We start from the raw sequence: 14,629 nt of genomic DNA, 5'->3' as shown, positions 1-14,629 counted from the left end.
TGCCGAGAGCCCCATGGCGCCGGCGTCGTACGACTGACAGTCCGCGCCCCGCAGGGCGTCGCTGGGCGGGCCCGCTCCGCCGTGGCGGCGCATTCGCCCGGCAGGTGCTGCTGGTCCGGGTGGGCCGTCGCGACGGTGAACTGACCGGGGGCGCCGACACGGCCCTGGTCGAGCCCCGCTACGTCGACCGCCGTCGCCGCTACAGCCTGAACCGGTTCGGGCGGGCCGAGGTCGAGGCCGTCATGCCGGTCAGCCCGGCGCTGCCGCCGGTGAGCCCGGCCCTGCCGCCGGTCAGCGAGCCCGACGACGCCGCGGCCCGGTCGATCCCGCTGCTCCCCGGCGAACGCACGATCACCCGCCGGGTGAAGTTCGCCCTGGTCAACGCGTGCACACTGAGCAGCCTGACACTCGGCGTGCTCGCCATCTTCCTGGCCATGCAGGGGCAGGTACGCATCGCCGCGTTCGCCCTCATCGCCTGCGTCGCGTTCGACGGTCTGGACGGCGCGCTGGCCCGCAAGCTCGGGGTGGCCAGTCCGTTCGGCGCGCAGATGGACTCGTTGGCCGACATGTGCTCCTTCGGCATGGCCGCGCCGGTGGTCGTCTACGCCTCGCTCGCCGGCTCCGTCTCGACCGCGGCGGCGGCTGTCGCCTGCGCGCTCGTCGCGGCCTGCGCCGCGATCCGGCTCGCCCGGTTCAACGTCTCGCCCAAGGACGGCCGGTTCTTCTGCGGCGTGCCCACCACCATGGCCGCAGCCGTGCTCGCGGTGACGGTCGCCATCGGGCTGCCGGTACCCGGGCCGGTGCTCCTGGCCGGGGTCGCGCTGCTGGCCTTCGCGATGGTGTCGAGCTTCCCGTACGCCAAGCTCGCCCGGCTGGTGAAGCTCCCGCCGTGGCTGTGGCTCGCCCCGGTGGTCGGTGCGCTGGTCGACATCCGGCTCACCTTCGCGCTGATCGTCGTGGGCTACCTGGTCAGCGGGCCGGTGCTCTGGCTGCGCCAGCGGCGAGCCGCCTGACCGAGCGGAAAGATCCGCCCGACCCGGGACAGCAGGAGGGGGCGCCGCGACCCGCGGCGCCCCCTCCTCACGTTTGCGGCCTCAACGCCAGCGGGCGATCACCGTCGCCCCGCCGACCACCTTGTCGCCGGGGCCGACGAGCGGCTCCGCCGCGGCGGCCGGCAGGTAGACGTCGGTACGCGAGCCGAACCGGATCAGCCCGAAGCGCTCGCCCTTGGCCAGCAGGGAGCCGATGGGCACCCGCTGCACGATCCGGCGGGCGATCAGGCCGGTGCGCTGGGCGACCACCACCGTGCCGTGCACAGTGTCCAGCACCGTGTACGCGGCCACGTTGTGCTCGGCGTCCGGCTTCATGGCGTTGACGAACCCACCGTCGGCCACGAAGTAGTCGACCACCTTGCCGGCCACCGGCGAACGGTTGACGTGCACGTCCAGCACCGACAGGAACACCGCGATCCGCAGCCACTCCCCGTCGCCGAAGCGCTCGTCGTGCAGGCGCTGCACCGACAGGACCTGCCCGTCCGCGGCGGCGACCACCGCCGACGGGTCCTCGGGCACATCCCGCTCCGGGTCGCGGAAGAACGCGGCGACAGGTGCGGCGGCGAGGGCCGGCAGCAGCCAGAGCTTCGACTTCGGCCTGGTCAGCCGGGCCAGCGCGGCCAGACCGAGGCTGATGCCGGCCGCAGCGACCCCGTTGGAGTCGATGTGCATGGACCGGCTCAGCGGCACGCTCGACGGCCGGTGGGCGGGAGCGAGCCGCGCCGCGGTGGCCGGGCTCGCCGGGGTGAACCGGAGCCGGTGCAGACGTACCGGCGGCGTGTTGCGCAGCACCAGGTCGGTGCCGACACCGTGGAGCGCGCTCTGCCGCTGCAACTCCGCCGCCGCACCCGCGGTCCGGCCCGGCCCGGCGGCAGTCGCGACGCTGAGCACCGCCCCGTCGCCGAGCTGCTTGCCGAGCATCTCGATCGTCATGCGAGTCTCCTCGGCCGTGCCGAGGAGCGGCTCACCCGCGATCACCACCTCGGCGGGGTCGGCCTCGGCGAGGGAGTCGACCACCCGGACCCGGTCGGCGACCCACCGGCCCTGGGCGGTGATGTGCTCGCGCAGCGCGGTGGCCGATCCGCCCTCGGCGGGCACCACGGTGAGCTGGTCACCGGGCAGCAACGCCTCGATCGCCGCGGCCAGCACCGCGGACTGCGGGTTCACGCCGACGAGCAGCGCGGCCTTCGAGTCGTTGAGCCGGGCGAGCTCGGTGACGAGGGTACGGGCGGCTCGCTCGCCGATGCGGACCGGACCGGGCCGGCCGGGGGTACGCACGGCGGGGGACTGGGTCATGTCGGAAGGGCTCCTGACGGGGTAGACACGGCAAGCGCGACGGGCCGCCGCGGCGGGGCGGGATCGACCCACGGAGGCGGAACTCCATCGGCCAGCATAGGCGTCCACGCGCGCCGATCGCACCGCCGCCGTGAGCCCGACCGGGCACCCACCGCCGGGCCCGGTCAACCCAGCGGGTCGTCCCGTTGACCCGGACGAGCGGACGAGGAACCGGCAACGCCGCCCGAGCCGCCTTCGGGGCGGTCCTCGACCACGCCGCCCGGCGCGCCGGTGACCGCCTCGGTCGGCCGCTCGTCGCCGCCGTCGGGGCCGGCGCCGGCGTCCGTCCGCTCGACCCTGGTCGTCGTGGCGTCCACCCGATCGAGGGTGGCTGTCGTGTCCGCACCGCCTCCGGCGTCGATTCCGTCCGCCCGGATCTCCTCCGTCGTGCGGTCCACCTGCCAGGCCGGGTGGATCCGGCCGGCGGCCGGCGGGTCCGGCTCCCAGCCGGGGAGGATCCCGCCGGACGTGGGTTGGTCCGGGTACCAGCCGGCGTGGCCGACTCCGGAGACCGGGCGGTCGGCGTTCAGCCCCGCGTCGGCGATCGGCATGCCGTCGGCCGGAAGGTCCGTGCCCTGGGCCGCCGGCGCGTCGCCGACCGGTGCGGTGTCGTCCGTGGCCGCCTCGCGGTCGGCGTGCCGCCCTGAGCGGAGGGCACCCACCAGACCGAACACCCCGATCAGGATCAGCGCGCCGGCCAGGAACCAGCCGGCCGGGGGTACGGCTAGTCCGAGGATCTTGGCCGAGAGCCACCAGGCGGTGAGCGCCAGGAAGAGCAGCCCGAAGGCGAACGAGACGAGATCGGTACGGTGCGCCTTCATCGGGTCACCACCAAACTTCCGGCATTGACGTGGACGAAGAGACGGAGCGTGCCGCCACCGGCACCGTCCGGGCCGAGGTCGGTGAACTCCCGAGCCCCCCCGGCAGGTCCGGGCTGGTGCTGCCCGAAGACTGTCGCGTCGCCGGCGTTGACGTCGGCCACCGCGGTCACGTCGACGTTCGGCGGCACCACGACCGTGCCCTTGCCGAAGTTGACCGAGACGGTGATCTCCGTGTTGCGTCCGGCGAAATCGACCGAGCGCAGGTCCAGCACCGCGTCGCCGAAGCTGTTCTCGTAGCGCGTGGCGAGGTCCTGGTAGCTGGCCGGAGCCCAGGTCACGGCACCGTCGACGCCCCGGAACCGGTCGTACGACTCGGCCACCGTGGCCACGGCGAGCGCGGACGCGGTCACCAGCCCGAGCGCGATCAGCCAGCGGGCCCGACCGAACCAGGTGCCCACCAGCAGCCCGAGGCCGATGGTGGCCAGCGCCGCGGCGAAGTACGCCGACGCGCCCACGTCGAAGACGTCGAGCAGGTCGAGGACGGCGACCAGGCCAAGGGCCAGGAAGATCAGTGAGAAGGTCACCGGGCCGAGCGCGGACCGCTCCTTCGGCCGCTTCGGTGGCTTCGGTGGCTTCGGCGGCGGGGCGGGCGGGGACTGGGTGGCGTACGGGCCGCGCGGGGCGAACGGCGGACGGTAGCCGCTCGTGGACATCGGCGCGGTGGGTGGGTACCCACTGCTGCCCGCCGCAGTGGGTCGCCAGCCGGCCCCCGTCGGCGTGGCCTGCCAGCCGCCTCTCGTCGCCGGAGCCGGCCAATGGGGCGCGGGCGGCTCGGCCGGCGGCCAGGTGGGCAGCTCGGCCGTGCGGTCGGCGGGCTGCCCGGAGGCCGCCGGGGCAGCCGGCGCCTGGGCGTGGGGACCGCTCCCCCCGTGCGGAGCGCTCACCTCCTGGCTCGTCGGCTCCCCGCCGGAGAACGGCTGTGGTCCGGTTGCCGGACCGACCCCGGGCATGGGTGCGCCCGGCATGGTGGTCGGGTCGGCGGCGGGCGGCGCGGCGTACGGAGCCGGTGCCGGGTAACTGACCGGGGGCACCGGGCCGGGCGGTGCCGCGGGCGGTGGACCGGCCGGAACCGGTTGGGTGCGGCGGCGTTCCCGGTTCAGCAGCAGCGCGCCGCCGATCAGGATGGCCGCGCCGAGCAGCACCGCCCGGAACGCATCGGTGACGATGTAGCCGAAGCCGACCGCCGCGACGATGCCGAGCACGATCACGGTGACCGGCGACATGCTGGACCGGCCGCGACCGAGCATCGACTCGATGGGTGAGGCGGTGTCGCCCTCCCCGGGAATGATCAGCCACGCGGTGATGTAGACCAGGATGCCGATCCCGCCGAAGAAGCCGAGCACCGCGAGGAGTACTCGCCAGAGCACCGGGTCGGTGTTGGTGGCGCGGCCGATGGCGGCGCAGACGCCGGCCAGGTAGCGCCCCTCGCGCGGGCGGACCAGCCCGTACCGGGTGGTGAAACCGGCCGCGCCGGCGGGGCCGCCGGGCGGTGGTGGCGGCGTACCCCCGGCGCCGCCGGCCCCGGTCGAGCCGAAGGCCGGACCGGTGCCGCCCGGGCCGAAGCCCGGCGTGGACTCGCCACCTCCGAAGGGCGCCCCCTGTCCCGGCCCGGGACCGTACCCGGCCGGGCCTGAGCCGATGTGCGCTCCGGTGGCCGCCGCCGGGCCGGGTACCTGTGCTCCCGGCGGGTACGGGCCGGCCGCGGACGCCGGGTCGAACGGGGTGGACCCGGTCCAGCCGGTGGACGCGGAGGGTGGCGGCGTTGCTCCGCCCGGTGGTGCCGCCCCTGCTCGGGGCGGCTGGGCAGCTTCCTCGGTCATGCTCTCGATCCTGCTGCTTCACCCGCCCGAGTGACCTCAGGAGCCGACCCTGATGGCACCCTGAGATCCCGGTGCTGGAATGTCCGGGGCGTCCCCGTGGCCGGTACCCGTCGCAGCGTGTGACGATCGAACTCGTACCGCCGTCAGCGCCGGTCGCACCCCGTGCGGACCCGGCGCCACCGCCTCGACGAGGGAGCTTCCGATCAGCAGCGTCAGCTCGCCGCCGCGCCTCTACCGCGCCCCGGAGCACCGGATGGCCGCGGGGGTGGCGGCCGGGATCGCCGAACATCTGGGCATCTCGGTGCTGCGGGTACGGGTGGCCTTCATGATCCTGCTCGGGCTGAGCGGGCTCGGCCTGCTGCTCTACGCGGCCTTCTGGGCGGTGGTGCCGCTGCGGCCCGGTGACACCGGTGTCCCGCCGCGTCGCGACGTGGCCCAGCTGCTGCCGTTCGTGGCGATCGGGCTCGGTGTCCTGCTGGTCCAGGTGATGGTCTTCGACTCGATCGGCGCGGCGGGCACCGCCGGCTGGCTGGTGGCGATCATCGCGGTGGGCGCGGGGGTGATCTGGCACCAGTCGGAGCCCGAGCGTCGCCGGCGGTGGGGGGAGTCCCTGCCGGTGCCGTGGCTCGGCGCCGTGGTCGAGGAGAGCGATCGGCGGGCGTTCGTGCTCCGCTTCATCGGCGGCGGGGTGCTCGTGGCGGTCGGCATCATCGGTGTCGCGGCCGTCTACTCTCCGGCCCAGAACCTGGACGCGGTGATCAACGGCGTCATCTTCGCGCTGGTCGGTCTCGCCGGGGTGGGTGTGGTCGCGGCGCCGGTGCTGTGGCGGACGTACAACCAGCTCCGCTCGGAGCGTGAGGGGCGCATCCGCGAGCAGGAGCGGGCCGAACTCGCCGCGATGGTGCACGACCAGGTGCTGCACACCCTGGCCCTGATCCAGCGCAACGCCAGCGACGTCAAGACCGTGCAGCGGCTGGCTCGGGGGCAGGAGCGGTCGCTGCGCAACTGGCTCTACAAGCCGACGGGGTCGCCGACGGAGCGGTTCGCGGCCGCGCTGGAGCAGGCCGCCGCCGAGGTCGAGGACACCTTCGCGATCACGGTCGAGGCGGTGGTGGTCGGCGACCGGGAGACCGACGAGCGGGTCGGCGCGCTGGTCGCCGCCGCCCGGGAGGCGCTGGTGAACGCCGCCCGGCACGCCGGGGTGCAGACCGTCTCGCTCTACGCCGAGGTGGAGCCGGAACAGGTCAGTGTCTTCGTCCGCGACCGGGGGAAGGGCTTCGACCCGGATACGGTGGAGGACCACCGGCACGGGGTACGTGGTTCGATCGTCGGGCGGATGAAGCGTCACGGCGGTCGGGCCGAGATCCGGTCCGCGCCGGGGGAGGGCACCGAGATCCGGTTGATCCTGCCGATCTCCCGGGACTCGTCCACACCGGAAAGGGACAGATGACGATGGCCGACCAGCCGATGGAAGCGGTCGAGGGAGCGGGTGCCCGCGCCGAACGGCTGCGGGTGTTCCTCGTGGACGACCACGCCATGTTCCGCGCGGGCGTACGCGCCGAACTCGGTGCGCACGTCGAGGTGGTGGGCGAGGCGAGCACGGTGGCCGAGGCGGTCAACCGGATCGCCGCGACCGTGCCGGACGTGGTCCTGCTCGACGTGCACATGCCCGACGGTGGCGGGCGCGCGGTGCTGGAGGCGATGCGGCGTACGCACCCGCAGATCAAGTTCCTGGCGCTGAGCGTCTCGGACGCCGCTGAGGACGTCATCGGGCTCATCCGGGCCGGGGCGCGCGGCTACGTCACCAAGACCATCTCCCCGGACGAGCTGACCGCGGCGATTCGCCGGGTGGCCGACGGGGACGCCGTGTTCAGCCCTCGGCTGGCCGGGTTCGTGCTCGACGCCTTCGCGGCCCGACCGGACGCCCCGGTCGCCGATCCCGAGCTGGATCAGCTCACCAATCGGGAGCGCGAGGTGCTCCGGCTGCTCGCCCGGGGGTACGCGTACAAGGAGATCGCCAAGGAGCTGTTCATCTCGATCAAGACGGTCGAGACCCACGTCTCCAACGTGCTGCGCAAGCTGCAGATGTCCAACCGGTACGAGCTGTCCCGGTGGGCCGCCGACCGCCGGCTGGTGTGATCGGGGCGGTCGCGGCGTGGATCTCTACTCCGTGCGGAGCACGGTGAACGCCTCGACCAGCCGACCGGGAGGCAGGCCCGCGTTGTCCGCAGCGGTGGCGAGCCGGTCCCGGGTCCAACCCTCCACATCGAAGTGCCCGGTCTGCGAGCGGTGGGCGCGCATCGCCGCGCGCTTGCGGCCGAACCGCTCGGTGATGTCGACCGCGTGGTCCGGCGCAGGCCCGCCGGTGTACCAGACCTCCGGACGACCCACGGCTCCAGCCCCTCGGCGGTCAGTTCGGGGTAGGCGAACCGGTTGCGCGCGTCGGGGTAGATGGCGCAGGTGGTGGCCTCACCACACCGTCGTCCTTCCAGCCGCAGATCGTGCCCGCGCAGGCAAAGTCGACATCGTCCGGATGGGCGAAAATCGCTAGCGCGCGATGGGCGTCAGCGAGTATCGGAGCGGACGCGGGAAAGCTCACAAGGCCCGAGAGCATGCGGGCGGGGGACGTGTCGGTGGGACAAGGTCTTACCTGCTCAGAGCGGCATGAGCTGCACGTTTCATGATCTTTTCTCAAGTATCGGCGACGTGGCGGCCAACTAACGTCTTGATAACGGCACCTTCACGGAAGAGGCCGGTTGGTGTCACAGTGGCAGCACCTCGCCCCCGGTGTGAGGCACCCCGCACGATCTGACCCCCACGCTCGTCGCTGACAACCGCGGTGCCGTGGGGGCGACGCGTGCCCGGTGTCGATCCCGAGCGGGTGGGGTGGCCCGGCGGATCGGTGCACCAGGGGTGTCCCGACTTCCCAGTGGTGTTCGGCGGTCTGCGCTACCGGGGCCGCCGTTGGCGTCACCCCCCAGACGTGCGTGATACCCACGACGGAACCAGGTTAGAAAGAGGAGGCCCCTCGGAATGAGAGTCTCGAAGCGGACGAGCAGCGCGGTCGCGCTGGGCGCGGCAGTCGCGCTCATCGCGTCCGGGTGCTCGAGCAGCGACGACGGCGGCGACGCCGGCAACAGTGCAGACGGCGCCATCGTCATCGACGGCACCCAGCCGGAGGTCCCCCTGGTTCCGGCGAACACCACCGAGACCGGTGGTGGCGCGATCATCGACTACCTGTGGACCGGGCTGGTCGAGTACCCGAACAACGGTGGCGCGCCGCAGAACGCGGTCGCGGAGTCGATCGAGACGACCGACTCCAAGGTCTACACGATCAAGATCAAGAAGGGCCTGAAGTTCCACGACGGCACCGAGGTGAAGGCCGCGAACTTCACCAAGGCCTGGAACTGGGCGGCCTACTCGCCGAACGGCGCGCAGAACTCCAGCTTCTTCGCCGACATCCAGGGTTTCGCCGACGTGCAGTCCGAGGACCCGGACGGCGAGGGACCGCAGAAGGCGCCGGAGCCGAAGGCCAAGGAGATGTCCGGCCTGAAGGTCGTCGACGACTACACCTTCGAGGTCACCCTCGGCGCGCCGACCGCGGTGTTCCCGACCAAGCTCGGCTACAGCGCCTTCGTGCCGCTGCCGGACGTGTTCTTCACCCAGACGCCGGACGAGTTCGGCAAGAAGCCGGTCGGCAACGGCCCGGTGAAGTTCGTGTCGTGGGAAGACGACGTCTCGATCAAGCTGACGCGCTTCGACGACTACACGCTGCGCGACAAGATGAAGATCAAGGACGTCGAGGTCAAGCTCTACCAGGAGGACACGGCGGCCTACAACGACCTCCTCGCTGGCAACCTCGACTTCCAGCAGCAGGTCCCGGTCTCCGCACTCGCCGGTGACAAGTGGAAGAACGACCTGGGCGAGCGGGCGATCCAGTCGACCACGCCGTCGACGGGCATCATCGCCTTCCCGATGTACGACCCCAAGTTCAAGGACCAGAAGCTGCGTAAGGCCATCTCGCTGGCCGTCAACCGGCAGGAGATCACCGAGAAGATCTTCTTCGGCAACCGCACTCCGGCCGACAGCTGGGCCAACCCGCTCACCCCGGGCGCCGTGGCCGGCAACTGCACCGCCTGCCAGTACAACCCGGACGAGGCCAAGCGGCTCTTCGCCGAGTCCAGCGGCTACCAGGGCGACATGGTCTTCTACTACAACGCGGACGCCAGCCACAAGGAGTGGATGGAGGCCGTCGCGCAGAGCGTGAAGAACGTGCTGGGCATCAACGCCCGGGCCGAGGGCATCCCGACCTTCGCGGTCTTCCGTGAGCAGATCAACGCCCACAAGATGACCGGCCCGTACCGTGCCGGTTGGCAGCAGGACTACCCGGACGTGGAGAACTGGGTCAACCCGCTCTACGTCAAGGGTGGTTCGTCGAACGACGGCCTGTACAGCAACCCGCAGGTCGACGCGCTGGCCAAGGAGGCGAGCGGCGCCGCCAACCTCGACGAGGCGCACGCCAAGTTCGCCGAGGCAGTCAAGATCATTGACGCGGACGTCCCGTCGATCCCGGTCTACTTCCAGGGCCAGCAGTCCGGCCACTCGGACAAGATCAAGAAGGTCGAACTGACCAACGTCGGCGAGATCGACATCACCTCCGTCGAGCTCTGACCCGTACGGTCTGACCCAGGTCGGGCTCACCACACCAGGTGAGCCCGACCTGGGGCCGTTCCACGAGGGAAGCACAAGACCCCTCGACATCAACAAGCGTGTCGGTCGCCGACCCGCCCCCTGTCTGGAGGACCACCCCATGGGCCGTTATCTGTTGAGACGGCTGCTCCAACTCGTCCCGGTCTTCATCGGAACGACCTTGCTGATCTACGTGCTCGTCTGGGTGATGGTGCCCGGCGACCCGTTTGCCGGCAAGTGCGGTGAGCGGCCCTGCCCGCCCGGATTCGTCGCGATGATGACCGAGAAGTTCCACCTGGATCAGCCCTGGTACGTGCAGTACGCCCACTACATGCAGAACCTCTTCCAGGGGGACTTCGGCACGACGTTCAGCGGCCGATCGATCAACGACATCATCGCCTCGGCGTACCCCAACACGCTGAAGCTGGCCCTGGTGGCCCTGGCGATCGAGGCGATCATCGGCCTGACGGCGGGCGTGCTGAGCGGCCTGCGGCGTAACGGCTTCCTGGACAACCTGGTCCTGGTCTCCACGCTCTTCCTCATCGCGCTGCCGATCTTCGTCATCGGCTTCCTGCTCCAGTGGCTGCTCGGTGTGCAGTGGCACATCGTCGAGCCCACCGTCTCGAACGAGATGCGGCTCTCCGAGCTGATCATGCCGGGCTTCGTGCTCGGAAGTATCTCGATGGCTTACATCGCCCGGGTGGCCCGCACCAGCATCTCGGAGAACCGCCGCTCCGACTACGTCCGCACGGCGATCGCCAAGGGCCTGCCGATGCGCCGGGTGGTCGGCGTGCACCTGCTGCGCAACTCGCTGATCCCGGTGGTCACCCTGCTCGGCACCGACCTCGGTGCGCTGATGGGCGGCGCCATCGTCACCGAGGGCATCTTCAACATCAAGGGCATCGGCGGGACCGTCTACCGGTCGATCACCACCAAGGAGAGCGCGACGGTGGTCTCCATCGTGGTGATCCTGGTGCTCGTCTATCTCTTGATGAACCTGCTGGTGGACCTGCTCTACGCCGCCCTGGACCCGAGGATCCGCTATGAGTGAGCGAAGCGAACCAATCATCAACGCGGTGTGCCGAGCGGCCCAGGGCTGCACCGAGCGGAGCGAGGTGCCGGCATGAGCGACCCGACTGCTGCTTCGATCGTCGGTGCGCCACCGGCGCACCAGCCCACCGAGACGGGCGGTCCGACCGACGCCGGCCTGCCGGCGAACGGACGCCAGGAGAAGCCCCGCGGCCTGCTCGGCGACGCCTGGCGGGACCTGCGGCGTAAGCCGCTCTTCTGGATCTCCGCGGCCTTCATCCTGCTCTTCATCGTGATGGCCGCGTTCCCGTCGCTCTTCACCTCGGCCGATCCGACGGCCGGCGAGCTGAGCCGCAGCCTCGAGAAGCCGTCCGGGCACGCCTGGTTCGGCTACGACATCCAGGGCCGGGACGTCTTCGCCCGGACCATCTACGGCGCCAACGCCTCCATCGTGGTGGCCCTGCTCTCGGTCCTGGGTACGCTGCTGATCGGCGGCGCGATGGGTATGATCGCCGGCTTCCGCGGTGGCTGGTTGGACGCGCTGCTCTCCCGGATCGCCGACGTGTTCTTCGGTCTGCCGTTCGTGCTCGGCGCGATCGTCATCCTGACCACGTTCAACGGCACCGGGACGAACAACAGCGAGTGGGAGGTCAAGGGCCTCGTCATCGCGTCGCTGGTCGTGCTCAGCTGGCCGGTCGTGATGCGGCTCATGCGCTCCTCGGTGCTGGCCACGAAGGAGGCCGACTACATCGTGGCGGCCCGGGCGCTGGGTGCCGGCACCGGCCGGATCATCCTCAAGCACCTGCTGCCGAACACCCTGGCCCCGATCCTGGTGTACGGCACGATCATGGTCGGCTCGTTCATCGGCGCCGAGGCGACGCTCTCCTTCCTGGGCGTCGGGCTGAAGTCGCCGGTGGTCTCGTGGGGCATCATCATCAACGAGGCGCAGAGCCTGATCCGGGTCGCCCCGCACCTGCTCTTCTTCCCCGCCGCGTTCCTCGTCGCCGCCGTGCTGAGCTTCGTGATGCTCGGCGAGGCGGTCCGCGAGGCGCTCGACCCGAAACTCCGCTAGGGGAGATCCAGTTGTCCGACATTCTCGTGTCCGAGCAGTCCGCAGCAGGTGCCTCCGGGCGTCCGGCCGGCCGCCTGCTCGAAGTCGACGACCTCCGGGTTGAGTTCCGTACCCGCGACGGCGTCGCCAAGGTCATCAACGGGGTCACGTACCACGTCGACGCGGGGGAGACCCTCGCCGTGCTCGGCGAGTCCGGCTCCGGCAAGAGCGTCACCGCACAGACCATCATGGGCATCCTCGACACCCCGCCCGGTCACGTCACCGGCGGGCAGGTGCGCTACCACGGCAAGGACATGCTCGCGATGTCCTTCGAGGAGCGTCGCCGCATCCGCGGCGAGGGGATCGCGATGATCTTCCAGGACGCGCTCTCCGCGCTGAACCCGGTCTTCACTGTCGGGTTCCAGATCGCCGAGCAGTACCGCGTCCGACGCGGCATGAGCCGTGCGGACGCCAAGAAGCGCGCGATCGAGATGCTCGACCAGGTCAAGATCCCGAACGCCAAGGGGCGGTTCAACAACTACCCGCACCAGTTCTCGGGTGGTATGCGGCAGCGAGCGATGATCGCCATGTCGCTCGCGCTCGACCCGGAGGTGCTGATCGCGGACGAGCCGACCACCGCGCTCGACGTGACAGTGCAGGCCCAGATCATGGATCTGCTGGCCGAGCTTCAGCGCGAGCGGCAGATGGGCATGATCCTGATCACCCACGACCTCGGCGTGGTCGCCGACGTCGCGGACCGGATCGCGGTCATGTACGCCGGCCGGATCGTCGAGGAAGCCGACGTGTACGACCTGTACGCGAAGCCGGCGCACCCGTACACCCTCGGGCTGCTGAACTCGATCCCTCGGTTGGACGAGAAGGGGCAGGAGCTCCGCACCATCAAGGGCCTGCCGCCGAACCTGATGAACATCCCGCCGGGCTGCCCGTTCAACCCGCGCTGCCCCATGGCGCAGCCGGTCTGCCGGGAGAAGGTGCCGCCGCTGCTGCAGATCGGCGCCGGCCGTGCCAGCGCCTGCCACTTCGCCGAGGAGTTGGTGAACCGTGACTGAGAACATTCTCGAGGTCCGTGACCTGGTCAAGCACTACCCGGTCACACGTGGCGTGGTGTTCAGGAAGACCGTCGGTCACGTCAAGGCGGTCGACGGCGTCTCCTTCGACCTGCGTCAGGGCGAGACCCTGGGCGTGGTGGGTGAGTCCGGCTGTGGCAAGTCGACGCTCGCCCGGGTGTTGATGAACCTGGAGAAGCCGACCGCCGGCAGCGTGCACTACAAGGGGCAGGACATCTCCAAGCTCTCCGGTGGAGCGCTGCGTCGCCTGCGCCGGCAGATCCAGCTGGTGATGCAGGACCCGTACACCTCGCTGAACCCGCGGATGACGGTCGGTGACCTGATCGGCGAGCCGTTCGAGATCCACCCCGAGGTGGCGCCGAAGGGGAGCCGGCGGGGCAAGGTCAAGGAACTGCTCGACCTGGTGGGCCTCAACCCGGAGCACATCAACCGGTACCCGCACCAGTTCTCCGGCGGTCAGCGGCAGCGTATCGGCATCGCCCGCGCGCTCGCCCTGCGTCCGGAGATCATCGTCTGTGACGAGCCGGTGTCGGCGCTGGACGTGTCGATCCAGGCGCAGGTGATGAACCTGCTGGAGAAGCTCCAGGCCGAGTTCGGTCTGGCGTACATCTTCATCGCGCACGACCTGTCGGTGGTGCGGCACCTCAGCGACCGGGTCGCGGTCATGTACCTCGGCAAGGTCGTGGAGATCGGCACCGAGGACGAGATCTACGAGCGGCCGACCCATCCGTACACCCAGGCGCTGCTCTCCGCGGTGCCGGTGCCGGACCCGACCGTCCGCGAGCACAAGGCGATCATCCGCCTGACCGGTGACGTGCCCTCGCCGGCCGACCCGCCGTCGGGCTGCCGGTTCCGTACCCGGTGCTGGAAGGCGCAGGAGGTGTGCGCCCAGGAGGTGCCGCTGCTGCAGATCCGGTCGGGCTCGGACCACCCGAGCGCCTGCCACTTCGCCGAGAAGCGGGAGATCGTGGCGACCCACGAGGCCGCCTGACGTACCCCCTCTGAACCGCCTGCCGGTGTCCACGACACCGGCAGGCGGTTCCGTCTCTCCCCACCAGACGCCCCGTTGATCATGAAGGTATTACCCGGACACGCCGATACGGCAGGCAACAACTTCATGATCGATAGCCCGCCTCGCAGCCCAGCCGAGGGGTCAGAGGGGGCCGCGGCCGGCGCGTAGCAGCAGCAGCGCGAGTTGGGTGCCGTCCGGGCCGAGCGCCGCTCGGAAGTGCTCCAGGATCTCCCGCTCCCGAGCGAGCACCAGCCGGGTGCCCCCGGAGGCCCGCCGCATCGCACCGACCTCCTGGGAGAGGCTCGCCCGTTCCTGCCAGAGATCGATGATCGCCTGGTCGATCTGGTCGATCCGGGTGCGGATCTGCCGGATCCGGGCCGCCGTCTCAGGTTCCTTCGTGCCGGCGTCCATCACCCGCCCCGGCCCCGCGCTGCCCGGGTCACCGGAGGAGGCCGGCGTCACGCCCGCCGGTCCGTCGGGCTCCCCATCGTTGCTCCGGGCCGGTCCGCCGTTCTGCTGCACCACGTCTGTCATCTTCGCCGTATCCCTCGGACGTCGTGCCCCGGTGGCCGGAACCCGGGAACGAGAAAGCCCCGGGCTCAGGAGCCCGGGGCTTTCGCAGGTCTGTCGATCAGGCGCGACCTACGGCTGCCGGACTCCCGGTGCCGTAGT

Annotated in this window: 12 protein-coding genes and 1 pseudogene; 8 read left to right on the top strand and 5 right to left on the bottom strand. The window is 70.9% G+C overall.

Translation table 11 applies throughout. From position 1 onward, the window contains the following. The first annotated feature begins 104 nt into the window (after positions 1-104). Entirely contained in the window at positions 105-1,013 is a 909-nt protein-coding gene (locus BXA10_RS00600) for a CDP-alcohol phosphatidyltransferase family protein (RefSeq protein WP_076466582.1), read from the top strand. Positions 1,014-1,094: 81 nt separating this feature from the next. Here BXA10_RS00600 and BXA10_RS00595 read toward each other — a convergent pair whose 3' ends face one another. The 3 genes and pseudogenes from BXA10_RS00595 to BXA10_RS00585 all read right to left on the bottom strand — a co-directional run bounded on the left by BXA10_RS00595 (position 1,095) and on the right by BXA10_RS00585 (position 5,088). Continuing rightward, positions 1,095-2,348: a phosphatidylserine decarboxylase gene (locus tag BXA10_RS00595; RefSeq protein WP_076466581.1), complete on the bottom strand. Its 1,254-nt coding sequence runs from the start codon at positions 2,346-2,348 to the stop codon at positions 1,095-1,097. 593 nt (positions 2,349-2,941) lie between these two features. Then, a pseudogene (locus BXA10_RS00590) lies at positions 2,942-3,208 on the bottom strand (hypothetical protein); the annotation flags it as partial. Further along, positions 3,205-5,088, bottom strand: a complete 1,884-nt coding sequence (locus tag BXA10_RS00585; RefSeq protein ID WP_245828083.1) for a PspC domain-containing protein — start codon at positions 5,086-5,088, stop codon at positions 3,205-3,207. The pseudogene BXA10_RS00590 and the gene BXA10_RS00585, both read right to left, overlap by 4 nt. A 202-nt stretch (positions 5,089-5,290) precedes the next feature. Between BXA10_RS00585 and BXA10_RS00580 the strand changes: the two genes are divergently transcribed. After that, the gene (locus tag BXA10_RS00580; protein WP_076467278.1) at positions 5,291-6,538 is read left to right on the top strand and encodes an ATP-binding protein; all 1,248 of its coding nucleotides are present in this window, start codon (positions 5,291-5,293) and stop codon (positions 6,536-6,538) included. Positions 6,539-6,540: 2 nt separating this feature from the next. Next, a complete protein-coding gene (locus BXA10_RS00575) occupies positions 6,541-7,227 on the top strand; it encodes a response regulator (RefSeq protein ID WP_076466580.1) in 687 nt (228 codons plus the stop codon). A 24-nt stretch (positions 7,228-7,251) separates the two neighbouring features. Here BXA10_RS00575 and BXA10_RS00570 read toward each other — a convergent pair whose 3' ends face one another. Beyond that, positions 7,252-7,479: a PIG-L deacetylase family protein gene (locus BXA10_RS00570; RefSeq protein WP_076466579.1), complete on the bottom strand. Its 228-nt coding sequence runs from the start codon at positions 7,477-7,479 to the stop codon at positions 7,252-7,254. Between the two features lie 642 nt (positions 7,480-8,121). Between BXA10_RS00570 and BXA10_RS00565 the strand changes: the two genes are divergently transcribed. The 5 genes from BXA10_RS00565 (at position 8,122) to BXA10_RS00545 (ending at position 13,936) form a co-directional block, all read left to right on the top strand. Then, positions 8,122-9,759 (top strand): peptide ABC transporter substrate-binding protein, encoded by a 1,638-nt coding sequence (locus BXA10_RS00565; protein WP_076466578.1) that lies wholly within the window; start codon positions 8,122-8,124, stop codon positions 9,757-9,759. Between the two features lie 139 nt (positions 9,760-9,898). Next, positions 9,899-10,828 (top strand): ABC transporter permease, encoded by a 930-nt coding sequence (locus BXA10_RS00560; protein WP_076466577.1) that lies wholly within the window; start codon positions 9,899-9,901, stop codon positions 10,826-10,828. Between the two features lie 72 nt (positions 10,829-10,900). Beyond that, positions 10,901-11,878, top strand: a complete 978-nt coding sequence (locus BXA10_RS00555) for an ABC transporter permease (RefSeq protein ID WP_076466576.1) — start codon at positions 10,901-10,903, stop codon at positions 11,876-11,878. A gap of 26 nt (positions 11,879-11,904) precedes the next feature. Beyond that, on the top strand, positions 11,905-12,927 hold the full coding sequence (locus BXA10_RS00550; protein ID WP_076466575.1) for an ABC transporter ATP-binding protein: 1,023 nt from the start codon (positions 11,905-11,907) through the stop codon (positions 12,925-12,927). Continuing rightward, positions 12,920-13,936, top strand: a complete 1,017-nt coding sequence (locus tag BXA10_RS00545) for an ABC transporter ATP-binding protein (protein WP_076466574.1) — start codon at positions 12,920-12,922, stop codon at positions 13,934-13,936. Before BXA10_RS00550 ends, BXA10_RS00545 begins: the two co-directional genes overlap by 8 nt. Positions 13,937-14,098: 162 nt before the next feature. Here the strand turns inward: BXA10_RS00545 and BXA10_RS00540 are convergent, their stop codons facing one another. Further along, on the bottom strand, positions 14,099-14,491 hold the full coding sequence (locus tag BXA10_RS00540) for a chorismate mutase (RefSeq protein WP_084752054.1): 393 nt from the start codon (positions 14,489-14,491) through the stop codon (positions 14,099-14,101). Positions 14,492-14,629: the final 138 nt, after the last annotated feature.

Source organism: Micromonospora avicenniae (assembly GCF_900156065.1).
Lineage (GTDB): Bacteria > Actinomycetota > Actinomycetes > Mycobacteriales > Micromonosporaceae > Micromonospora > Micromonospora avicenniae.
The sequence above is the reverse complement of the archived record's forward strand: the minus strand, read 5'-3'. Positions and strand labels throughout refer to the sequence as shown.